The organism is Saccharospirillum alexandrii (assembly GCF_043641555.1).
GTDB lineage: Bacteria > Pseudomonadota > Gammaproteobacteria > Pseudomonadales > Natronospirillaceae > Saccharospirillum > Saccharospirillum alexandrii_A.
The window spans coordinates 521,246-543,039 of sequence record NZ_JBHZRJ010000004.1 but is presented as its reverse complement, the minus strand read 5'-3'; the positions used below and the strand labels follow the sequence as shown (position 1 = coordinate 543,039).

Annotated in this window: 20 protein-coding genes; 9 read left to right on the top strand and 11 right to left on the bottom strand. The window is 55.9% G+C overall.

Annotated features, from left to right (window positions below; genetic code table 11):
• Positions 1-321: 321 nt before the first annotated feature.
• The 9 genes from ACHUE7_RS17025 to prfC form a co-directional block, all read right to left on the bottom strand.
• Positions 322-720, bottom strand: coding sequence for a ClpXP protease specificity-enhancing factor (locus ACHUE7_RS17025; protein WP_394171069.1), 399 nt, complete (start codon positions 718-720; stop codon positions 322-324).
• Positions 720-1,349, bottom strand: coding sequence for a glutathione S-transferase N-terminal domain-containing protein (locus ACHUE7_RS17020; protein ID WP_028672244.1), 630 nt, complete (start codon positions 1,347-1,349; stop codon positions 720-722). Before ACHUE7_RS17020 ends, ACHUE7_RS17025 begins: the two co-directional genes overlap by 1 nt.
• A 92-nt stretch (positions 1,350-1,441) precedes the next feature.
• Complete coding sequence (locus tag ACHUE7_RS17015) at positions 1,442-2,197, bottom strand: cytochrome c1 (RefSeq protein ID WP_394171068.1); 756 nt, start codon at positions 2,195-2,197, stop codon at positions 1,442-1,444.
• Positions 2,194-3,420: a cytochrome b gene (locus ACHUE7_RS17010; protein ID WP_394171067.1), complete on the bottom strand. Its 1,227-nt coding sequence runs from the start codon at positions 3,418-3,420 to the stop codon at positions 2,194-2,196. Before ACHUE7_RS17010 ends, ACHUE7_RS17015 begins: the two co-directional genes overlap by 4 nt.
• Positions 3,420-4,013, bottom strand: a complete 594-nt coding sequence (gene petA / locus ACHUE7_RS17005) for a ubiquinol-cytochrome c reductase iron-sulfur subunit (RefSeq protein WP_394171066.1) — start codon at positions 4,011-4,013, stop codon at positions 3,420-3,422. The genes ACHUE7_RS17010 and petA overlap by 1 nt, the downstream gene beginning before the upstream one ends.
• 239 nt (positions 4,014-4,252) lie before the next feature.
• A complete protein-coding gene (gene rpsI, locus ACHUE7_RS17000) occupies positions 4,253-4,648 on the bottom strand; it encodes a 30S ribosomal protein S9 (RefSeq protein WP_127559513.1) in 396 nt (131 codons plus the stop codon).
• Positions 4,649-4,659: 11 nt separating this feature from the next.
• The gene (gene rplM, locus ACHUE7_RS16995; RefSeq protein ID WP_127559511.1) at positions 4,660-5,088 is read right to left on the bottom strand and encodes a 50S ribosomal protein L13; all 429 of its coding nucleotides are present in this window, start codon (positions 5,086-5,088) and stop codon (positions 4,660-4,662) included.
• A 141-nt stretch (positions 5,089-5,229) separates the two neighbouring features.
• On the bottom strand, positions 5,230-5,571 hold the full coding sequence (locus ACHUE7_RS16990; RefSeq protein WP_394171065.1) for a hypothetical protein: 342 nt from the start codon (positions 5,569-5,571) through the stop codon (positions 5,230-5,232).
• A 69-nt stretch (positions 5,572-5,640) separates the two neighbouring features.
• Positions 5,641-7,218 carry a peptide chain release factor 3 gene (gene prfC / locus ACHUE7_RS16985; RefSeq protein WP_394171064.1) on the bottom strand — a complete coding sequence of 526 codons (1,578 nt, stop codon included), beginning with the start codon at positions 7,216-7,218 and terminating at the stop codon, positions 5,641-5,643.
• Between the two features lie 145 nt (positions 7,219-7,363).
• Between prfC and cmoA the strand changes: the two genes are divergently transcribed.
• The gene (gene cmoA / locus ACHUE7_RS16980) at positions 7,364-8,113 is read left to right on the top strand and encodes a carboxy-S-adenosyl-L-methionine synthase CmoA (RefSeq protein WP_394171081.1); all 750 of its coding nucleotides are present in this window, start codon (positions 7,364-7,366) and stop codon (positions 8,111-8,113) included.
• An 11-nt stretch (positions 8,114-8,124) separates the two neighbouring features.
• Positions 8,125-9,129, top strand: coding sequence for a tRNA 5-methoxyuridine(34)/uridine 5-oxyacetic acid(34) synthase CmoB (gene cmoB, locus ACHUE7_RS16975; RefSeq protein WP_394171063.1), 1,005 nt, complete (start codon positions 8,125-8,127; stop codon positions 9,127-9,129).
• 84 nt (positions 9,130-9,213) lie between these two features.
• Here the strand turns inward: cmoB and ACHUE7_RS16970 are convergent, their stop codons facing one another.
• A complete protein-coding gene (locus tag ACHUE7_RS16970) occupies positions 9,214-10,635 on the bottom strand; it encodes a methyl-accepting chemotaxis protein (protein WP_394171062.1) in 1,422 nt (473 codons plus the stop codon).
• Positions 10,636-10,814: 179 nt separating this feature from the next.
• Between ACHUE7_RS16970 and gtfA the strand changes: the two genes are divergently transcribed.
• From gtfA to ACHUE7_RS16940, 6 genes are all read left to right on the top strand, one after another.
• Entirely contained in the window at positions 10,815-12,260 is a 1,446-nt protein-coding gene (gene gtfA / locus ACHUE7_RS16965; protein WP_394171061.1) for a sucrose phosphorylase, read from the top strand.
• 479 nt (positions 12,261-12,739) lie between these two features.
• Positions 12,740-14,095, top strand: a complete 1,356-nt coding sequence (locus tag ACHUE7_RS16960; RefSeq protein ID WP_394171060.1) for an ABC transporter substrate-binding protein — start codon at positions 12,740-12,742, stop codon at positions 14,093-14,095.
• A gap of 80 nt (positions 14,096-14,175) precedes the next feature.
• Positions 14,176-15,180, top strand: a complete 1,005-nt coding sequence (locus ACHUE7_RS16955) for a carbohydrate ABC transporter permease (protein WP_394171059.1) — start codon at positions 14,176-14,178, stop codon at positions 15,178-15,180.
• Between the two features lie 10 nt (positions 15,181-15,190).
• Positions 15,191-16,333: a carbohydrate ABC transporter permease gene (locus tag ACHUE7_RS16950; RefSeq protein ID WP_394171058.1), complete on the top strand. Its 1,143-nt coding sequence runs from the start codon at positions 15,191-15,193 to the stop codon at positions 16,331-16,333.
• A 12-nt stretch (positions 16,334-16,345) separates the two neighbouring features.
• Complete coding sequence (locus ACHUE7_RS16945; RefSeq protein WP_394171057.1) at positions 16,346-17,950, top strand: alpha-amylase family glycosyl hydrolase; 1,605 nt, start codon at positions 16,346-16,348, stop codon at positions 17,948-17,950.
• A 215-nt stretch (positions 17,951-18,165) separates the two neighbouring features.
• Positions 18,166-19,227, top strand: coding sequence for a LacI family DNA-binding transcriptional regulator (locus tag ACHUE7_RS16940; protein ID WP_394171056.1), 1,062 nt, complete (start codon positions 18,166-18,168; stop codon positions 19,225-19,227).
• Here ACHUE7_RS16940 and ACHUE7_RS16935 read toward each other — a convergent pair.
• Positions 19,224-20,579 (bottom strand): magnesium transporter, encoded by a 1,356-nt coding sequence (locus ACHUE7_RS16935; protein ID WP_394171055.1) that lies wholly within the window; start codon positions 20,577-20,579, stop codon positions 19,224-19,226. The genes ACHUE7_RS16940 and ACHUE7_RS16935 overlap by 4 nt on opposite strands.
• Before the next feature lie 314 nt (positions 20,580-20,893).
• Between ACHUE7_RS16935 and rimK the strand changes: the two genes are divergently transcribed.
• Positions 20,894-21,793 carry a 30S ribosomal protein S6--L-glutamate ligase gene (rimK, locus tag ACHUE7_RS16930; RefSeq protein WP_127559487.1) on the top strand — a complete coding sequence of 300 codons (900 nt, stop codon included), beginning with the start codon at positions 20,894-20,896 and terminating at the stop codon, positions 21,791-21,793.
• The last annotated feature ends 1 nt before the right edge of the window (position 21,794 follow it).

Sequence of the window (21,794 nt, the reverse complement as noted above, 5' to 3'; positions counted from 1 at the left end):
AATTACTTGATTCCCAATGTTAAAGATCGACGACAGCGCGTTGGGCTTGTCGTTTGAAGAGGCGCGTATTCTACGCCCCCGCTCCGTTGTGTCAACTCTTTTATTAAGAAATGTTCTTTAGAATCAGTTCTTTAGAGCTTTCACTTCATCCCGCCTCTCGGCTGGTTGGAGCCGCTGTTCGGTCACAGCGGAGGCGCATTATAGGGATTGAGTTCCTCGGGTCAACGCCTTTACTGACTTTCTTCAAAACTTTCTGCGGAAATTAAAAAAGGCGTCCCGGGGAACGCCTTTTACAGTGCACTTTCAGCTATCAGAGTGGCGCTACTTCACCACGCGCAAAGACGGCTTCTTGCTACCACCGTCGTCACCAGAGGGCGTGTCGTCCGGATCCGGATCTTCCGGTGCCTCGAGGTCGAAGCCCATACCCTGACCATTCTCTTTGGCAAAGATGGCCATAATAGAAGGCATGGGTGCTCTGACCAGAGTAGGCACACCGGAAAAACGGGCACTGAATTCAACCCAGCGGTTGTCGAGCACCAATTCCCTGACCGCCGAAGGCGCTATATTAAGTGTGATCTGACCATCCCGAACAAATTGAACAGGCACTTCAACACCCGGGAAGTCGGCTGCAATCACCAGATAAGGCGTGCAGTTGTTGTCGACAATCCACTGGTGGAAAGCCCTGAGCATGTAGGGTTTGTTGGAGGTCATTTCACTCATCAGTCGCGCATCTCCTGCTCGACTTCAGACAGGCTGATCTGGAACGATTCACGTTCAAACAGACGTTCCATGTACTTATGGATCGGCTTGGCCTGTTTTTCAGTCAACTCAATACCCAGGGCTGGCAAACGCCACAGAATAGGGGCAACGCAACAATCGACCAGAGTGAACTCCTCGCTCATGAAGAACGGCTTTTCGTCGAACAAAGGAGCAATGGCCAGCAGGCTTTCGCGCAGTTCTTTACGCGCCTTGGTCACACTGTCTTTACTCTTGGCAGCAACGATAACATCGACCTTGTCGCACCAGTCGCGCTGGATGCGAGCCATGTACTGACGGCTCTCGGCCCGGGCAACGGGATATACCGGCAGCAACGGCGGGTGCGGGAAACGCTCGTCGAGGTACTCCATCATCACGTAGTGTTCAAACAGCGTGAGGTCACGGTCGACCAGTGTTGGCAGAGAGTTATAAGGGTTGATGTCGGCAATTTCCTGAGGCATGTCATCCGGATCGACGTCTTTGATGTCGACCGCTACGCCCTTTTCCGCCAGTACAATACGCACCCTGTGGCTGTATTGACTAGCCGGATCGGAGTAAAAAGTCATGGAAGAACGTTTGGCAACGACGCCCATTAGGTACTCTCCTCGATGTAAAAACACCCTGATACAAGACAAAACAAGCGCGGACCAGCCGCGCTTATCAAAAATACTACTCGGCATTCACCTTAGTGAATGTCTTTCCACAACTCGCGATACAGCAACTGACCAATCACCAGGAACACCGCAAGGAAGGCAAACACCATCCAACCGATGCGTTCGCGGTCTTTGGCATATGGCTCACCCATGTACTGCAGGAAGTTAACCAGATCATAAATGGTCTCGTCATATTCAGCCTTGGTCAGCGACCCTTCCACGGCGTAATGCTCACAACCACCCTCAGTGATGAGGCTCCCGGTCAACGGATCAAAGCGACGCTCGCTAACGGCGTGAGGCGGCTCAGCACAGAGACCCTGAAGCTCCATCAATGCGTGCGGCATACCGACATTAGGAAAGGCTGTGTTATTGACCCCTAATGGACGACTTTCGTCCTGGTAGAATCCGCGCAAGTAGGTATAGAGCCAATCTTCTCCCCGTACCCGGGCAACCAGAGTAAGGTCTGGCGGTGCAGCACCAAACCAAGCCTTACCGTCATCGCTGCTCATTGAGTTTGTCATCAGCGAGCCAAAAGCAGCTTCAGTAAAAATAAGATTTTCCGCGAAAATATCTTCGGGAATATCCAGGTCAGCAGCCACGCGGTTATAACGGGCGTACTCCAGCGAGTGACAGGCCATACAATAATTCATGTAGGTCTGAACACCGCGCTGCAGGGATGCCGTGTCAGTGATGTCGGTGTCGATGTGATCCAACTCGACGGACTCACCCGCGGCCAATGCCACCAGTGGTGAAACACTCAGTATGAGAGACAGGAACAGTTTCTTCATTTCGCTGGCACCCTCTCCGGTACAGGTTTGGTGGTTTCCATGCGTGTGTATATCGGCATTAGCAAGAAGAAGCCGAAATAGATCACAGAGCCAATGCGGGCCAACCAGGTATTCAGATCCGTTACCGGCTGACCACCCAGGTAAGACAGCATGATGAAGGCCAGAGCAAACACAACAATAGCGGTTTTGCTCATCCAGCCCTTGTAACGCCAGCTCAATACCGGGCTTTTGTCCAGCCAGGGCAGGACAAAGAGGATGGCAATGGCGGCGCCCATGGCGATAACGCCCATTAGCTTGTCAGGAACAGCCCGCAGGATGGAGTAGAAAGCACCGTAGTACCAGGTTGGTGCAATGTGTGCCGGCGTTTTCAGCGGGTTGGCTGGCTCGAAGTTGGCGTGTTCAAGGAAATAGCCGCCACCTTCCGGGAAGAAGAAGATCACGCCGCAGAACACAAACAGGAACACGATGATCATCGGCAACTTGCCAAGGGTGTAGTAGGGGTGGAACGGAATGCCGTCCAGCGGTTTACCCTGCTCATCCTTGTGTTTCTTGATGTCGATACCATCGGGGTTGTTCGACCCCACTTCGTGCAGTGCCAGTATGTGCAACACAACCAGCAGCGCCAGCACCAACGGCAAAGCGATGACATGCAACGCAAAGAAACGGTTCAGCGTAATGCCGGAAATCAGGAAGTCGCCCCGAATCCATTCAGTCAGGCCATCGCCGATGACGGGAATAGCACCGAACAGGGAGATAATGACCTGAGCACCCCAGAACGACATCTGACCCCAGGGCAAGACATAGCCCATAAAGCCTTCCGCCATCAGGGCCAGATAGATGAACATGCCGAACACCCAGATCAGCTCACGGGGCTTTTTGTATGAACCATACATAATGCCGCGGAACATGTGCAGGTAGACGACAACAAAGAAGAAAGACGCACCGGTTGAATGCATATAGCGAATCAACCAACCCATGTCGACATCACGCATGATGTACTCGACAGAGCGAAAGGCTTCATCGGAGCTGGGGACAAACGACATGGTCAACCAAATCCCGGTCAGGATTTGGTTGGCAAATACCAGCGTTGCAAGTAACCCGAACACGTACCAGAAGTTCAGGTTAACCGGCGCATAGTACTTGGACATGTGCTTTTCATAAGCATTGGTGACCGGCAGACGCTGGTCGAGCCATTGCATGAAGGCTGGCTTGTTTGTACTCATCAGACAGTATCCTCACCAATGGTTAGCATGGACCCTTCGATCATATGCGGCGGCACCACCAGGTTGGTTGGGGCGGGCACACCGCGATAAACGCGACCGGCCAGATCAAAGCGCGAGCCGTGACAAGGGCAGAAAAAGCCACCCATCCAGTTCTCGTCGAAAGACTGAGGCTCGACACTTGGGATGAACTGTGGCGAACAACCCAGGTGGGTGCAGACACCTTCCAGTACCAGCAAGTCTTCGGAGCGGGAACGCGCCGGGTTCTGCGCGTATTCTGGCTGCTGCGACGCCACTTCTGAGTTGGGGTCGGACAGACGAGTTACCAGATCATCCTTTGTCAGGTTGGCGATGGCCTCGTCAGTGCGTCGAACAATGAAAATCGGCTTGCCGCGCCATTCTGCAATGCGCATTTCGCCGGGTTCGAGCTTACTGATGTCAACGGTCACCGGAGCCCCAATCGCCTTTGCTTTCTCACTGGGAAACCAGGAGCGGACGAACGGGGTTGCAACTCCAACCGCGCCTACGGCACCCATGGCGCCTGTCGCGATATAGAGAAAGCGGCGCCGACCCTTATTTACGCCGTCTTGCGTCATTATTAGGTCCTCTGTCTGAAGGTAGAAAAAATACGGGGCAGTTTCCACAAAATGACGGGAATACTAAAGAATTACACTCCCACTGACAAGAAAACCCTTCGCCTTACAGGGGTATTGGCAGGGGTCGGACAGGCGCTATTAACACTCCACACTGCCACGGTACTGACTGAAGGGCACTGTGACAAACAAAAACGCCCGGACAAGTCCGGGCGTTTTGAAAGCAGGGCCATCCAGAACGATTAACGCTTGGAGTATTGCGGACGCTTACGCGCCTTGTGCAGACCGACTTTCTTACGTTCAACCATCCGGGCGTCGCGGGTTACGTAACCGGCGGCACGCAGTTGCTTGCGCAGAGTCTCGTCATAGACCATCAGGGCACGGGTAATGCCATGACGAATCGCACCGGCCTGACCGTTGGCACCACCACCAGCAACGCTGATGATAACGTCAAACTTGTCAGTCAGCTCAACCAGTTCCAGAGGCTGACGAACGATCATGCGTGACGTCTCACGACCAAAGTACACATCCAGAGGGCGCTTGTTGACGCTGATCTGGCCGGTACCCGGACGCAGGTAGACACGTGCGGCTGAGGTTTTGCGGCGACCTGTACCGTAATATTGCTGAATTGCTGTCATGTCGCTCCCCATTAAATCTTCAGTTCTTTGGGCTGTTGTGCAGTATGCGGATGATCGACACCGGCATACACCTTCAGCTTCTTCAGCATGGCACGGCCAAGCGGATTCCGGGGAATCATGCCTTTAACCGCCAGTTCGATCACACGCTCAGGCTTGTGGTCGATCATTTTTTCGAAGCTCATAGACTTCAGGCCACCCGGGTACCCGGTGTGACGGTGATACATTTTTTGCTTGGTCTTGCGACCAGTCACAGCCACTTTCTCGGCGTTGATCACGACGATGTAATCGCCGGTATCCACGTGAGGCGTGAACTCTGCTTTATGCTTGCCGCGCAAACGACGAGCAATTTCGGTCGACAAGCGACCCAACGTTTGGCCTTGGGCATCGACTACGTACCAGTCGCGCTTTACTTCAGCCGGTTTTGCTACAAAAGTTTTCATTTAACTCCGCCTAATAAAAGTGGGGGGCTCAGGGGCAGTTAATCCGAAATAAGGGCGCGGATAGTAAAGAAACAACCACCCCTTTGCAAGCGCCTTCGATCAAATTGTATTCAAAAACGGGGCGATGGCCGAACGATCCCGCTATAACCCTTCGCTCCCCGTGGTTCCGCCCGGCATTATCACTCTTGAGAAGCGCACCAGGCCTATGCCAAGGCCGGCTATACAGCCAAAAACCGTCACCAGCATGCCGAAGACGGTTTCAGGCTCCAGGCCACCTCCCGGGCTCAACGCAAAGCGGGTGACGCCCCAGAAATAGGCAAGACTGGTCACCAGAAACGTCAGCATCAACATGCTGACCACCCAGTACCCCTTGGCATCGTAGAGCCGCAGGCTGCGTTTCAGCACCCGGCTGTGCAGCAGCGTGAAGAGACCGGTCGAGGCACCCGCAACAATCAGCGCCAGCGCCACCAGATAGATGATCATGCCGTCCCTCCAGGTTGAATGATGCCGCCCGTCACCCGGCAACGGCCAAAACGGGCACCAGGCTCTGCCTCAGTGTTCCCGGGTTTTCCGGAACGCAATATCAGGGTGCCGTTCCTGCGCCATCTGCAGATTGACCATGGTCGGGGCCACATAGGCCAGGTTATCACCGCCATCCAGCGCCAGATTATCGTAGGCCTTATCGCGGAATTGCTCCAGTTTACGCGGGTCCGAGCATTCGACCCAGCGCGCCGTGGCCACGCTGATGGGCTCGTAAACCGCATCGACCTTGTATTCCGACTTCAAACGCTGGGCCACCACATCGAACTGCAGCATACCAACGGCGCCGACGATGAGGTCATTGTTCTTGAGCGGCCGGAATACCTGCACAGCCCCCTCTTCAGACAGCTGCATCAGACCCTTTTGCAATTGCTTGGCCTTAAGCGGGTCGCGCAGGCGAATGCGACGGAACAGTTCGGGCGCGAAATTCGGGATACCCGAGAACTTGACCATCTCACCCTGGGTAAAGGTATCACCAATCTGAATCGTGCCGTGGTTGTGCAGCCCGATGATGTCACCGGGCCAGGCTTCCTCGACCGCTGAACGATCACCCGCCAGAAAGGTCAACGCATCAGAGATGCGCACATCCTTACCGGTGCGAACATGCTTCATCTTCATGCCTTTCTCGTACTTTCCGGACACAATGCGCAGGAAGGCAACGCGATCGCGGTGGTTCGGGTCCATATTTGCCTGAATCTTGAACACGAAACCGGAAAAGTTGCTTTCGCTGGCATCAACAACCCGCTCATCGGTAGCCCGCGATTGAGGGTTCGGTGCCCAGTCCACCAGGCCGTCGAGCATATGGTCGACGCCAAAGTTACCCAGCGCCGTACCGAAGAACACCGGCGTTAGCTGCCCGGCCAGGAACTCTTCCAGATCGAACTTGTTGGCGGCGGCCAGCAGCTCAACATCCTGACGCAGTTCATCGGCGTATTCGCCCAGCGCCGTGTCCACTTCAGGGTTGTCGAGCCCCTTGATCACCCGACGCTCCTGAATGGTGTGCCCCTGGCCAGTCTGATACAGCAGGACTTCATCGTTCAACAAGTGGTAGACGCCCTTAAACTGCTTGCCCTGGCCAATCGGCCAGGTGATGGGTGCGCAGCTGATCTTGAGAATATTCTCGACTTCATCCATCAGCTCAAGCGGCTCGCGGATATCGCGGTCGAGCTTGTTCATGAAGGTCAGCACCGGAGTTTCGCGCATCCGGGCGACGTCCATCAGCTTGATGGTCCGGTCCTCAACGCCCTTGGCGGCGTCGATCACCATCAGACAGGAATCCACCGCGGTCAGGGTACGATAAGTGTCTTCGGAGAAGTCCTCGTGCCCCGGGGTATCGAGCAGGTTCACCAGCTTGTCGTGGTAGGGGAACTGCATAACTGAGGTGGTAATCGAAATACCCCGGTCTTTTTCCATTTCCATCCAGTCTGACTTGGCATGCTGGCCAGACTTTTTGCCCTTCACGGTACCGGCCGTCTGCAGGGCCTTCCCGAACAGCAGCACCTTCTCAGTAATGGTGGTCTTACCGGCATCGGGGTGCGAAATGATGGCGAAGGTATGACGTTTTGATACTTCTTCAGCAATGGTGCTCATAGATAAGCGGCATTTCCCAGACAAAGCGGTTCAAATTGCCGCGCATTATAACGTTCGCCGCCTGATTTTCGACCACAGGGGCGAAGATAGTCGATGGTCCATGTAAAATAGCGCCACCTAACGCTTAAAGTGACCCGTTTTGACCATGACGCATCGCCAGCCACCCGAACCCGCCAAAGACACGATTTACGCCAGCGAACACGGTCAGGTCGCCGATTTCCGCTTTGACGATACCGTCGCGCGCGTGTTTCCGGACATGATCAAGCGCTCGGTGCCGGGCTACAGCCACATAATAGGCATGATCGGCATCCTCGCCGAACAGTATGCCCAGCCCAACAGCCGGCTTTATGATCTGGGCAGTTCTCTGGGCGCTGCCAGTCTGGCCATGCGCCACCGGGTACATGCGCCGGGCGCCATAATCGTCGCGGTCGACAACAGCGAAGCCATGCTCGAACGCAGCCGGGACTTCCTCGAGAGCGAGGACTTACCAACCCCGGTACAGATGCTCTGTGCGGACATCACCTCACTGACGCTTGAAAACGCTTCCTTCGTGGTACTGAACTTTACCCTGCAGTTCATTCCACTCGAACATCGCCAGACAACCTTGCAGCGAATATACGACGGCATGCTGCCCGGCGCAGCTCTGGTGCTTTCTGAAAAGCTGCGCTTTCCCGATCCGGTGCAAGACCAGCTGCTGATTCAACACCACCACGACTTCAAACGCGCCAATGGCTACAGCGACCTGGAAATCAGTCAGAAGCGCCAGGCGATTGAACGCGTGCTGTTGCCGGAAACTGCAGAAGACCACCTGCAGCGCCTGAACGCCGTCGGCTTCAGTACCGCCACCCTCTGGTTTCAGAGCTTCAACTTCGCCTCCTTTCTGGCCATTAAGTAGTACGGGTACCCATGATCGACTTTCGCCCCTTTATCGACACCCTGACACGAACGCCCCTGTCAGTCTGGCAAGCGCCACTTCAAGCCCAGCTTGATGACCTGTTCGCCAACCTGAACGATGGCAATTTGCCGCGCTTTTTGAAATGCATCGACCAACTCCCGGATGTGACCGATATCAGTTTCGACCCGCACCGTGTCGAACTGACCTCAACCAATCCCCTAAGCGATACAAACCAGACGCAACTGGAGCAGGCCCTGCGCGGCTTAATACCCTGGCGCAAGGGACCGTTCCGGTTGTTTGGCACCCACATCGACTCTGAATGGCGCTGCGATCTGAAATGGGCCCGCGTCGCCCCGAACCTGAGCGACCTGAATGGCCGTTGCGTACTGGACGTCGGCAGCGGCAATGGCTTCTACGGCTGGCACATGAAAGCCGCAGGCGCCCGTATCGTTGCTGGCATCGACCCGTCCTGGTTATCCGTCGTGCAACACCTCGCCATCAACCACTATGTGCAGGACTCCAGCCATACGGTTCTGCCGTTCACACTGGAAAGCCTGACCCCCGACCTTGAAGCCTTCGACACAGTTTTTTCAATGGGCGTGCTCTACCACCGGCGCTCGCCGCTCGATCATCTGGCTGAATTGCGCGCTGCGTTAAGACCCGGCGGTGAACTGATACTGGAAACCCTGGTCGTCGAAGGCAACGAACGCGAAGCCTTCGTGCCACCGGGCCGCTATGCCCGCATGAACAACGTCTGGTTCCTGCCCAGCCCGAAAGCGCTGGCGCACTGGCTGGAGAAATCCGGCTTTGAAGATGTGCACATCGCCGATGTCACGCCGACGACAACTGAAGAGCAACGCACCACCGATTGGAAACCCGGCCAGTCGCTGACCGACTATTTAAACCCTGAGAATCCAGCACAAACCATTGAAGGGCACCCCGCGCCCTTGCGGGCTACGCTGGTTGCTACCAAACCGGCAGGGGCGAAGCGTTTGCGTCGTTATTATTTGGATTAAAAACAACTTGCGAACAAGTGGCGCCGAGATGCTACCCGCCTTCCGGCACAACAGACCAGTGAACCCTGCAGCTTTAGCCACAGGTTAAGATGAATGTCGGGTTGTCTGGCTCAGTTCGTCGGCTGACCGCTGCAACATATCCGCCACGTCGGCCAGGGCCGTTAAACGCTCCATCAGGCTTTGTACCGTACTCAGCGTCGTGCTACTGACTTCACTGAGTTCGTCGCCACCGCGCGCTAGCTGCCGCACTTCAGTCGAAACCGCTCTCACCTGACTTTCCAGTTCGGTAAAGGCGCTTCGCATGGCAGTGACCTGTGCGGATACAGCTTGCACCCGCTGCTGGCTATCGCCTGCCTGAGTCAGCCCCTGTTTGATCTGTTTGGCACTATCAGACAATAAGCTATGAATCTCATTGGCCGACTTATCACTCCGGGTCGACAGGGTACGGACTTCATCGGCCACCACTGCGAAACCGCGCCCATGCTCACCCGCACGGGCCGCCTCAATGGCTGCGTTCAGCGCCAGCAAATTGGTCTGGCTAGCGATATCGATGATCACCTGGGAAGCACTTTCGATGCGATCATTACTGGTCTTGATTGCATTCATCAGCGTCAACAACTGCTCCGCCAGCTGACGCGTCTGTTCACTCTCGGATTCGGTAGCATCCAGCGACTGCCCAACCTGACTCAGCGCCTGCTCGCTGACCGATACCGCCGCCTGTACCCGGGCCAGACTGTCCGAAAGACTCGCCGCGAATTCATGCTGACGCCCTGCCGCATCGTTCAAATCACCAGACTGAGAACCAATTTCCGACTGTACCTGCCCTAGTGATGAGGTCGCCTTAACCAGCCGACCGGAAACATCCCGGGTTTGCGCCATCACGCAATTCATCTGCTCGCCCGCCTGCTCAAGGCTGGTTTTTTGCTGACTCACAGACGCCTCAGCCGACCGCGCATCGGCCACAGCGCTCAAGGTGATTCGCTGCATGTAGGATTGCCCGACCCAAATCATGATCACCGGCAGCAGGTAGCCCACGACGATATCCCGATTCAGATCAGACCCCGTTAATGGCGGTTCCGGGAAGTCATGCCCGGTCAGCTTAAAGCGAACAAACACCACCGCCATCAGCAGCATCGCTACAGACCAGACTGACCCCCACAGCGGATTGGTCATCATGTAAGCCAGTACAATCAGCGTGACCATCCACAACAGGTACTGCGAATCGATGCCGCCAAACATATAGGCCGAGTAAAGCGCATGAACCGCCATGCCCAGAATGGCGAGGTTACCCCCAAGCACGACTGAATATCCCTGGCGCACCAGAAACGGCACGGGCAACACCAGCGCCATCAGAATCAGTGCGGTCAGTTGCAACTCACCCACCCCGAAGGCACGCCACTTTACCAGTGAGTAAACACCCACCAGCAACGCCAGCAGACAAAACACGACCACCGCCTTCTCTCGAACCTGATCACCCTCAGCTCTGGGCAAAAACCACATCAACATTGAACCACCTCAGCAACTTTGCCTGCAGTATGACTGCTATAGGTGTTAGAACTTTAGACCGGGATGGTCAGTTTGTCCGTTGAGTCACCAATACCTGTCTACTCTGTGGTTTAGTGCTTTACTTAATCGTTTAAGATGATTATCGTCCACCTCCTGTTAACGCCCTACAGAGACCGCGCATGAAAAATCAGGTTCAGTTAATTACCTATGTTGATCGCCTGGGTGGCAGCGGCGTTCAGACCCTGCACCGGTTGCTGACCACTTCGCTGGAGGGCGTGTTTGGCGGTGTGCATCTGTTGCCGTTCTATACCCCCATCGATGGTTCCGATGCCGGCTTCGATCCGGATGATCATCTGACCGTCGACCCGCGCCTCGGTGATTGGGACGATGTGCTTGAATTGAGCAAAAGCACCGACATTATGGCCGACCTGATTGTCAATCACGTCTCCAGCCGTTCGCCGCAGTTTGCCGATGTCGTCGCCCGGGGCAGCGACAGCCCCTGGTTCCCGCTGTTTCTGACTTACCAGAGCGTCTTCCCCGATGGTGCCCGCGAAGATGAGATCACCGCGATCTACCGGCCGCGGCCCAGCCTGCCGTGGACACCCTATACGCTGGGCGATACCAAACATCTGATGTGGACCACCTTCACCCCGCAGCAACTGGACATCAACGTTGAAACCGAGGTCGGCAAGGCATATCTGGACAGCATTCTCGACCGCTTTGAACAATCCGGCGTGTCAATGATTCGGCTCGACGCCGCAGGCTACGCGATCAAACGCCCGGGCACCCGCTGCTTCATGCTGCCGGAAACCTATGCCTTTATTCAGCAATTGTCAGACAACGCCGCTGCGCGGGGCATCGAAACCCTGGTTGAAATTCACAGTCATTACCAGACCCAGATCGACATCGCCAACCGGGTCGGTCGCGTCTACGACTTCGCGTTGCCGCCCCTGATTCTGCACCTGCTGTTTACCGGCGACGCCAAACCGCTGGTCAATTGGCTGGAACAGTCGCCACGCAACTGCATCACTGTGCTGGATACCCACGATGGCATCGGTGTGCTGGATGTCGGGGCCGATGGCGATAAGCCGGGCTTGTTGGCACCCGAGGCGATCGACCAGCTGGTTGAAACCATTCACCAGCGCTCAAACGACCAGAGCCGGCTAGCCACTGGCGCTGCCGCATCGAACCTCGATCTGTACCAGGTCAACTGCACCTATTATGCGGCCCTGGGTGAACGCGAGAACGAATACCTCATCGCCCGGGCTCTGCAGTTCTTCGCGCCCGGCGTTCCCCAGGTGTACTACACCGGCCTGTTAGCTGGCGGTAATGACACGGCCTTGCTGACAACCACGGGCGTTGGCCGCGACATTAACCGTGCGTATTACCGCTCAGCCGACATTGACGACGCGCTGGAACGGCCCGTGGTGCAGCAACTTATTGCTCTGATTCGCCTGCGTAACGAGCATCCGGCCTTCGATGGCACCTTTACGCTGGATCTTGCAGACAACCAGCTAAGCCTGAGCTGGACGAACAGCAGCGCGCGACTGACGCTGACCCTGGACTGCCTGGCTCGCAAGGCTCGCATAACCGATCAGACGGGGGCCGAGCTGTATGTTCTTTAGCAGGTTGTTGAAAAAGGCTTCCTGCCTTTTTTCAACACACGAGAACCAAAAATTGCGATTTTTGCTTCTCTCACAAAATCAATGACTTAACAGTCATCAATTTTGCCGGAACGTCCATGTTCCGGTAACAGGCTGTTAGAGATGATACGGGTCAATTCAGCCAGGTTCAGGCCGTGTTAATTTCCCGTTGTCTAGACTGGAAATGCTCCAAAGCACGTCTACGCTGTATCGATTAAGACGTTAAGAAGTAGTTAAGTCTGCTGGTCAGAAGAAATTGTTCTAAAAAAGCAGATGACAACGTGTCTTAAACGATTAAGCTAACAGGGTGCTTAATAAGCCCAATGCCGGTTTCGGCCGGCATTGACCGATTAAAACGTTCAACCCAGCACCTACTGGCACCATTTAGTAACCGCTGGCGCTGTTTAGTCAGCAAACGTACGAACCAAACCAATAATAAAACAGCACGAAAGGGCAAAATAATGAAAACCTCCTTAGTAAAAAAATCACTCGTCATCGCAGTCTCCGCTGCCATGTCTGCCGGTGTTGCCGCTGAAGTAAACCCGACCAAGGGCAGCGGCGACTACAACTGGGACAGCCTGGCTCCGTTTGAAGATATGGACCTGTCCGGTCAGACCGTGACCGTCGCTGGCCCCTGGCTTGCGCCTGAAAATGCCATTTTCGAAGGCATCGTCAGCCACTTTGAAGCGGCCACCGGTGCGGACGTTCGTTATACCGGCTCCGACAGCTTCGAACAGCAGATCGTCATTGACCTGCAAGCCGGTTCAGCCCCTAACCTGGCGATTTTCCCGCAGCCGGGTCTGGCCAAAGACATGGCCAGCCGTGGTCTGTTGCAGCCGTTGGACGATGCAACGCGTGAAAACGTTCTGGAAAACTACGCAGCCGGCCAATCCTGGGTTGATCTGAGTACCTATCCGAACGAAAACGGCCAAGATGACTTTTACGGCGTGTTCTTCCGCGTCGATCTGAAGAGCCTGGTCTGGTACTCCCCGGATAACTTCGCCGATTACGGCTACGACGTTCCGGAAACCATGGAAGAGTTGATCGCCCTGTCCGACCAAATGGTTGACGACGGCGTCAGCCCCTGGTGTATCGGTCTGGGTTCTGGTGCAGCAACTGGCTGGCCTGCGACAGACTGGGTCGAAGACATGATGCTGCGTTTGCACGAACCATCAGTCTACGACGGCTGGGTCGACAACAGCATCCCATTCGACGATCCACGCGTTGTTGAAGCCATCGAATTGTTCGGTGATTTCGCCAAGAACCCGGATTACGTTCAGGGTGGTGTTGCCTCCGTTGGTACAACCGACTTCCGCGACAGCCCGAACGGTCTGTTCAGCATTCCTCCCGGCTGCTTCATGCACCGTCAGGCGAGCTTCATTCCAGCCTTCTTCCCAGAAGGTACGGTTATCGGTGAAGACATCGACTTCTTCTACTTCCCGGCTTTCGCAGAGAAAGACCTGGGTGCTCCGGTATTGGGTGCAGGCACCATCGTCACCATGCCGCGTGAGAACGAAGCCGCTCAAGCTCTGCTTGAGTACCTGACTACGCCGCTGGCCCACGAAATCTGGATGGCCAACGGTGGCTTCCTGACACCGCACAACAACGTCAACAACGATCTGTACGCCAACGACACCTTGCGTCGTCAGGGCGAGATTCTGCAAAACGCCACTACCTTCCGTTTCGACGGATCTGACCTGATGCCGGGTGCCATCGGCGCCGGCGCCTTCTGGACTGGCATGGTCGACTTCGTCGGCGGTGACTCTGCTGAAGACGTTGCTGGCTCCATTCAGGACGCCTGGGATGCTGCCCGATAAGTAATCGGGAACTGCACTAAGGACAACTCGCCCCGGACCCGGGGCGAGTTCATTACCGGTCTAGGTCAGGAGTATCCCCCGTGATTTCGCAAATCATAACGGCCTCGTTTGTCATTGCTCTGGCAATCGGTCTAAGCGCACTCTTCTTTGTTGGTTCAAACTTTATACTGGATCGCTTTTTATCCAGTGAATCCCTGACGTCCGATAGGGATCGTCAGCGGCGTGACAAACTACGTGAAGGCATTCGCCCCTGGATATTTGTTGGCCCGGCCGTACTGGTTCTGGTTGTTTATCTGGTGTATCCCGTCTTTGCGTCACTGATTTATTCAGTGCAGGATCGCAACGCCGATGGCTTTGTCGGCCTGGCCAATTACGCCTGGGCTTTTGGGAACGACGGTTTCCAAATCGCGATTCGCAACAATATTCTCTGGTTGATCATCGTACCGACCATGTCCACCGCCTTTGGACTCGTTATTGCGTACATGACCGACCGACTGTGGTGGGGCCAGATTGCCCGCACCCTGGTGTTTCTGCCGATGGCCATTTCGTTCGTAGGCGCCTCGGTTATCTGGAAGTTTATTTACGACTACAAAGGCTCCGGTGAAGAAATCGGCCTGTTAAACGCCGTCGTTATGGCACTGGGTGGCGAACCTCAAGCCTGGATATCTCTGCAACCCTGGAACAACATTCTGCTGATGGTGATTCTGATCTGGATTCAGACCGGCTTTGCCATGGTGATATTGGGCGCGGCCATTCGCGGCGTTCCCGAAGACACCCTGGAAGCCGCCATCATGGAAGGCGCCAATAACTTTCAGATTTTCTTCAAGATCGTGATTCCCCAGATCTTCGGCACCATTGTCGTCGTCTGGACCACCATCACCATTCTCGTACTCAAGATCTTCGACATTGTCTTTGCCATGACCAACGGTCAATGGGAAACGCAGGTGTTGGCCAACTTCATGTACGACCAGCTGTTCCGTTCCGGTGATATCGGACGCGGCAGTGCGGTCGCTATTGTCATTATGCTCGCGGTAACCCCGGTGATGATCTACAACATCCGCCGTGCCCGCATGGAAAACCAATAAGGAGGCCAAGATGCAATCAGCAAACAAACTGCCTTTGGCCACCCTTGCCAAACACACCACTGTTTTTCTGCTCGTTCTGTTGTGGACGCTACCGACCCTGGGTCTGCTGATCAGCTCGGTTCGCGACAAAGACTCGCTGACCACCTCGGGCTGGTGGACCGCACTGGCACCGGCCGAGCGCAACGAAGTTTTCCGTACCCCTACGGCTGAAGCACAAACGCAATCCGGCGACCTTTTCGTGATCGAAGACCGGTTGTTTGAAGAAGGCGCACGTACGCTGGACAGCTGGGGTCAGCGACCGACCGATCTCACTGCCAACCAGGCCGGTGAAGTGGTTACACTGGATAACGGCACACGCATGACGCTGACTGAAGACGGTCAGTTCCGCTGGGAGTCCGACGAACCGTTCGAGCTCACCCGAGGCGAACGTGTGTTTTACGTCTCACAAGTACCGCCAACCTTCACGCTCAACAACTATGAAGAAGTACTTTCCTCTGAAGGGGTTGGCCGTGCCTTTATCAACACCCTGACGGTCACCCTGCCCGCGACGTTCATTCCGATTCTGATCGCTGCTTTCGCGGCCTACGCCCTGGCCTGGATGAACTTCCCCGGTCGGTTATGGATTCTGGCCGGCATCGTGGGTTTGTTGGTTGTGCCGTTGCAAATATCGCTGATTCCGGTACTCAGAATGTACACCGGCCTGTCAGGCATCTTCGGCTGGGAGGCTAAATCCTACGGTGGGGTCTGGCTGGCGCATACCGGGTTCGGTTTGCCGCTGGCGGTTTACTTATTGCGCAACTACATGGCCGGCTTGCCCAAAGAAGTGATGGAATCGGCCCGTATGGACGGTGCCAGTCACTTCGAAGTGTTCCGCACCATTGTACTGCCGCTGTCGATTCCGGCGCTGGCCTCCTTTGCCATTTTCCAGTTCCTATGGGTCTGGAACGACCTCCTGGTTGCCCTGGTATTCCTTGGGCAGGGTGAAGGCAAAACCGTGATGACTGCGCAGTTGGTTGAACTGTTGGGTTCACGCGGTGATAACTGGGAAATCCTGACCAGTGGTGCCTTTATTACCATGCTGGTACCGCTTGTCGTTTTCGTTTCAATGCAACGTTACTTTGTCCGCGGCCTGTTGGCCGGCTCGGTCAAATAAAGGAGTGAAATCTTGTCGAATACTGAACTGAACTGGTGGCGCGGTGGTGTCATTTACCAGATTTATCCGCGCAGCTATTTCGACAGCAACGGCGATGGTATCGGGGATATTCCCGGCATCATCTCCAAACTCGATTACATCGCGCAGTTGAATGTCGATGCGATCTGGCTGTCACCTTTCTTCACCTCACCGATGAAGGACTTTGGCTACGACGTATCGGACTACCGCAACGTCGACCCCATGTTTGGTTCATTACACGACTTCAAGCACCTGATCGATGAAGCGCATCAACGCGGATTGAAAGTGCTGATCGATCAGGTCTACAGCCACACCTCAGACCAGCATGAATGGTTTCAGGACAGCCGGGAAGACCGTACCAACGACAAAGCCGACTGGTATGTCTGGGCCGATGCCAAAGCCGACGGCACGCCACCCAACAACTGGTTATCACTGTTTGGTGGTTCTGCCTGGCAATGGGATACGCGCCGTGGCCAGTATTTCATGCACAACTTTCTGGACAGCCAGCCAGACCTGAACTTCCACAACCGGGACGTACAGGATGCCATTCTGGATACCGCCCGGTTCTGGCTCGATCTGGGCGTCGACGGGTTCCGTCTGGATGTGGTGAACATGTATTTCCACGACGCCTCGCTTACCGACAATGGCCTGGCCGACAGTCCGGAGAAAGTGTTTGTAGGTGTCGATCCGAAAAACCCGTTTTGTCGTCAGTACCACATCAACCAGATGTGTCGCGATGACAACCTGGCCTTTTTGCAACGCCTGCGCAGCGTGATGAACGACTACCCTGGCACCACCACCGTCGGCGAAATCGGCGCGCCCCAGGGTATGAAATACATGGCGCAGTACACCTCGGGCGGCGACAAGCTGCACATGGCGTACACCTTTGAACTGCTCAATGATGCGCATGACCCCGACTACATTCGCAAGACCATTCAAAAGGTGGAAGACAACCTCGGTGATGGCTGGCCCTGTTTTGCACTGAGCAACCACGATGTGGTGCGCAGTGCAACGCGCTGGGGTCAGGATGCCAAAGACCCGGCCGGTTTTGTGCGAACCGCGCTGAGCTTGCTGGCTACCCTGCGCGGTAGCCCCTGCTTGTATCAGGGCGAAGAATTGGGTTTACCAGAAGCGGATGTCGGCTTTGAACAACTGCAAGACCCGTTCGGCATCGAATTCTGGCCGGAATTCAAAGGGCGTGATGGCTGTCGTACCCCCATGCCGTGGATCAACGAAGCCATGGGCGGGTTCACCAGTGGCGGGCACAGCTGGTTGCCGGTAGAACCGATTCACCGTCAGTTGGCAGTATCCGAACAATCCAAAGTGGATGAGTCGACGTTGAATTTCACGCGCCGGTTATTCGCCTGGCGCAAGGAGCACCCGGCCTTACAAAACGGAGACTTCGAATGGCTGGAGAGTGACCCGGCGTTGCTGCTGTTCCGGCGCACCAATGCACAGGAAACCATCACCGTGGCCATCAACATGACCGCCAACGCCTTGCCAGCCAAAGTAGAGGGCAATGCAATCGCGGTACCGGGTTTCACGCAGTCAGGCAGTGATACCATTGCCGCCTACAGTGTCGCCGCCTGGGTGCAGTAACAGGCTGGCCATACTCCGGCATCGACAAGCGGGCTGGTCATCAACGGAACTGGAATTCAGCATCCCGTTTGATGACTGGCCTTCCATCGGGCAGGTGGTTACACTCGCCTGCCCCACATGAACCACGACGACGCGCGTTAGCAGCACTCGATTGACACTAGAAGACCCAAGCTTACGGTCACAACCAACAATAAAAACGGCAGGTAATAACCAGAGTGAGTAAGCCCGCACCTTCCAGCAGTGCGTCGCGACGGATGACATTAAAGGCGGTTGCCCGGGAACTGAATGTTTCCACGGCCACTATCTCCAATGCCTTCAACCGACCCGACCAATTATCCGCCAGCCTGCGTGATCACATCCTGCTCGAGTGCAAGCGACTGGGCTATCACGGGCCTAACGCTGCTGCCCGCAGTTTGCGTACCGGTGCTACCGGTATTGTGGGTGTCATGTTGGCCGAACGGTTGTCTTACAACTTTCGCGACAGCTGTGCGACTGAATTCCTGCAAGGCGTCTCCGAAGTACTCGACGACGCCAGAGCCAACCTATTGCTAATGCCCGGACGCGATGAGTTCTATCACGAGCAATCCATGGAATCGATTCCGGACCGCTACATCGTGTACGGCCCACCACGCGATCTCAGCGTACTGGACCGGCTGGTGCGGCAACATAAGCCGGTTGTCACCGTTGATTTCACGCTGGAAAATCATTTGTCGTTAAACGTCGACAACTACGGTGGGGCCAGGCAAGCCGCTGACCATGTGTTCAGTCAAACCCGGGGCGACGTCGTCGTCATCGGATTGCGGCTCACCAAGTCAGACGATGTAGGCCGTATCGACAGCAGCGAATTGTTCGATGCAAGCATGTCGATCTCCCGTCAGCGCCTTGAAGCCTACCGGGATTCCGCACTGGCACACAATTACACGCTCGGCGACGACCGCGTCTGGAACACCCACGAAAGCACCTGGGCCGACGGCGTAAAAGCCGCACGAGAAGCCCTGGCGATGACCCCCCGTCCCACCGCCATGCTGTGCATGTCGGATCAGCTGGCACTGGCGGCGTTAAGCGTCGCCCGTGACATGGGTTTAAGCGTGCCCGACGACGTGCGCATCGTCGGCTTCGACGACATCCCCGAAGCCCGCCAGATGCACCCCACCATAACCACTGTGTACCAGCCCAGCATCGAAAAAGGTCGCCTGGCCGCCATGATGGTATTAAACCCGGAGCGCTATGAAAGCCGGGTGTTACCAACCCATCTGCAAGTTCGCGAGACGGGTTAACCAGCCAAACTCAACGCAATGGTCGCTGTCCCCAGAAATGCGAAGAAGCCAACGACGTCAGTTACCGTGGTCAGCACGACCGAGCCGGCAATGGCCGGATCGATTTTCATGCGCGACAGTACCCAGGGCACGATCACGCCGGCCAGCGACGCGGCGATGATGTTGACCAGAATGGCGAAGGCGATGATCCACATCAGCATCCAGCTGTCGAACCACCAGGCGGCAATTAAGCCGATGGCAATGGCCCAGAAGAAGGCGTTAATGGTGCCGAGAATCAGCTCTTTGCGAATCAGGTTACGCACGTTCGCCGCCCCCAATTGACCCGTCGCCAGACCGCGAATGGCGAGCCCCAGCGTTTGGCTGCCAGCAATGCCACCCATGCTGGCGACAACCGGCATCATCACCGCCAGTGCCACCCATTGCGACAATGCCAGTTCGAACAGGCCGATCACCCAGGCTGCCAGCAACGCGGTGATCAGGTTGATGCCCAACCAAAGCCCGCGTTTGGGCACAGATCGACGCACCGGCGAGAACAAATCTTCTTCATCAAGACCGCTGCTCAATTGCATCATCTGGCGTTCTTTTTCTTCCAGCATGACATCGAGAGCATCACGCGAGGTGAATCGCCCCATCACCGCGCCGGTTTCATCCACCACCGGCAGCATGGCCCGATCGGCTGCGCGCAACCGCTGCGCCGCTTCGTGCAGCGAAGAGGCCGGGTTTAGCGGGGTCAGTTCGTCATCGGCGTAATCGCTCAGTGGTGCCGTGCTGGGCGTCTGCATGGCGGCATCGAGCGACAAGCAGCCCTGAAAACGTCCGTCTTCACCGAGCAGGACAATCACGTCGGTCATTTCCGGAATACCGGTTTCCCGCAACGCCTTGCGAAACAAGCGGCCCGGTGTTGATGCGTCGGCGGTAATGACTTTAAAACTGAGCCAGCGGCCCACCTGGTCGTCATCGTAGGTTAAGGCATTCTTTAATTGTTCACGGTCTTCGCTGTCCATCCGGTGCAGGACTTTGCGGCCCAGTTGCCCCGGCAGGTCATCCATCAGCTCCAGCAAGTCTTCCGGATCGGTCTTGCCCAGCCACTGCAGCAGGGCTTCCGGAGGAGCCGCTTTGAGCAAGGAGCGGCGATGCTCATCGTGCAGCTCGACCAGCACCGCACCGCGCAGTTCCGGTGCCACGGTTTGCCAGATGGTCAGGCGTTGCTCGAACGGCAAACATTCGAGCGCAAAGGCAATATCGGCTTCCGACAACCCCTCCAGCCAGTCTGCTGCGGGCTCACGATCCTCAGCCAGCTCACTGAGCCAGTAGTCGACATGTTCAAGCAAGGTATCTTCGCGGGTGGCCATGGGTAATGCTTCCCTTTATGTGGATGAACCGGCTGAAGAACTCAGCCAGTGCAACAGCTCAGTCTCTGGGTAATTGTCTCTAACTCTAGCAAAAAAGCGGACTTCCGGCCCCGCTAACGCACGCACGAATCCTGTAAAAGCGCTAAACTGATTTTAAAACCGGTTTAAGACGACCTCACTTGGCAACACCGGCATTTAAGGGGATGATGCACACCTTGTCGGGAACCGGACACAGCGCCATTCCTGCTACACTCTGATTTGCCATATCCCCTGCGCAACACCAGACATTACCGGTACAACTTTGGGAGTTATCCATGAAACTGGCGGTGCTTTCACGCGAGCCTTCGAATTACTCATCTCAGCGTTTGGTCGAGGCGGCCGAGAAACGGGGTCATGAGATTCGCATTGTCGATACCCTGCGCTGCTACATGAGCATCGTAGCGCATCGCCCGTCCATTCATTATATGGGCGAGCCACTGGAAGACATGGATGCCATTATACCGCGCATCGGCTCCTCCATTACCTTCTATGGCACCGCCGTGGTCCGCCAGTTCGAGATGATGGGCACCCATACGCTGAATTCGTCACTGTCAATCTCCCGCTCGCGCGACAAACTGCGCTCCATGCAAATGCTGGCGCGCAAGGGCATTGGCTTGCCTATTACCGGCTTCGCCCACAGCCCCGATGAAGTGCCCGATCTGATTCAAATGGTCGGCGGTGCGCCTCTGGTCGTCAAACTGCTGGAAGGTACCCAGGGCATCGGCGTAGTGTTGTGTGAGACCCGCCAGGCAGCGGAATCGGTCATCGAGGCATTTCTGGGCCTCGACACCAACATTCTGGTGCAGGAATACATCAAGGAAGCCGGTGGTGCCGACATTCGCTGCTTTGTCATTGGCGATAAAGTCGTCGCGGCCATCAAACGTCAGGCTGCGCCGGGTGAATTTCGCTCCAATCTGCACCGGGGTGGGTCGGCCGCGGTGGTAAAAATCACCCCGGAAGAACGCAAGACGGCGGTTCGCGCCGCCAAGATTATGGGGCTGCAGGTGGCCGGGGTGGATATTCTGCGGTCCAATCACGGCCCGGTGGTGATGGAGGTCAATTCCTCACCCGGCCTGGAAGGCATCGAGATGGCGACCGGCAAAGACGTCGCCGGAATGGTCATTGATCATCTGGCAAAAGAAATGAGTGAAAAACCCAAGCGAGTGGAAGGCTGAC

Bases quoted from the DNA above. Each gene is read 5' to 3' on its own strand.
- ACHUE7_RS17025 (WP_394171069.1), bottom strand. From the start codon at position 720: ATGAGTGAAATGACCTCCAACAAACCCTACATGCTCAGGGCTTTCCAC.
- ACHUE7_RS17020 (WP_028672244.1), bottom strand. From the start codon at position 1,349: ATGGGCGTCGTTGCCAAACGTTCTTCCATGACTTTTTACTCCGATCCG.
- ACHUE7_RS17015 (WP_394171068.1), bottom strand. From the start codon at position 2,197: ATGAAGAAACTGTTCCTGTCTCTCATACTGAGTGTTTCACCACTGGTG.
- ACHUE7_RS17010 (WP_394171067.1), bottom strand. From the start codon at position 3,420: ATGAGTACAAACAAGCCAGCCTTCATGCAATGGCTCGACCAGCGTCTG.
- petA (WP_394171066.1), bottom strand. From the start codon at position 4,013: ATGACGCAAGACGGCGTAAATAAGGGTCGGCGCCGCTTTCTCTATATC.
- rpsI (WP_127559513.1), bottom strand. From the start codon at position 4,648: ATGACAGCAATTCAGCAATATTACGGTACAGGTCGCCGCAAAACCTCA.
- rplM (WP_127559511.1), bottom strand. From the start codon at position 5,088: ATGAAAACTTTTGTAGCAAAACCGGCTGAAGTAAAGCGCGACTGGTAC.
- ACHUE7_RS16990 (WP_394171065.1), bottom strand. From the start codon at position 5,571: ATGATCATCTATCTGGTGGCGCTGGCGCTGATTGTTGCGGGTGCCTCG.
- prfC (WP_394171064.1), bottom strand. From the start codon at position 7,218: ATGAGCACCATTGCTGAAGAAGTATCAAAACGTCATACCTTCGCCATC.
- cmoA (WP_394171081.1), top strand. From the start codon at position 7,364: ATGACGCATCGCCAGCCACCCGAACCCGCCAAAGACACGATTTACGCC.
- cmoB (WP_394171063.1), top strand. From the start codon at position 8,125: ATGATCGACTTTCGCCCCTTTATCGACACCCTGACACGAACGCCCCTG.
- ACHUE7_RS16970 (WP_394171062.1), bottom strand. From the start codon at position 10,635: ATGTTGATGTGGTTTTTGCCCAGAGCTGAGGGTGATCAGGTTCGAGAG.
- gtfA (WP_394171061.1), top strand. From the start codon at position 10,815: ATGAAAAATCAGGTTCAGTTAATTACCTATGTTGATCGCCTGGGTGGC.
- ACHUE7_RS16960 (WP_394171060.1), top strand. From the start codon at position 12,740: ATGAAAACCTCCTTAGTAAAAAAATCACTCGTCATCGCAGTCTCCGCT.
- ACHUE7_RS16950 (WP_394171058.1), top strand. From the start codon at position 15,191: ATGCAATCAGCAAACAAACTGCCTTTGGCCACCCTTGCCAAACACACC.
- ACHUE7_RS16935 (WP_394171055.1), bottom strand. From the start codon at position 20,579: ATGGCCACCCGCGAAGATACCTTGCTTGAACATGTCGACTACTGGCTC.
- rimK (WP_127559487.1), top strand. From the start codon at position 20,894: ATGAAACTGGCGGTGCTTTCACGCGAGCCTTCGAATTACTCATCTCAG.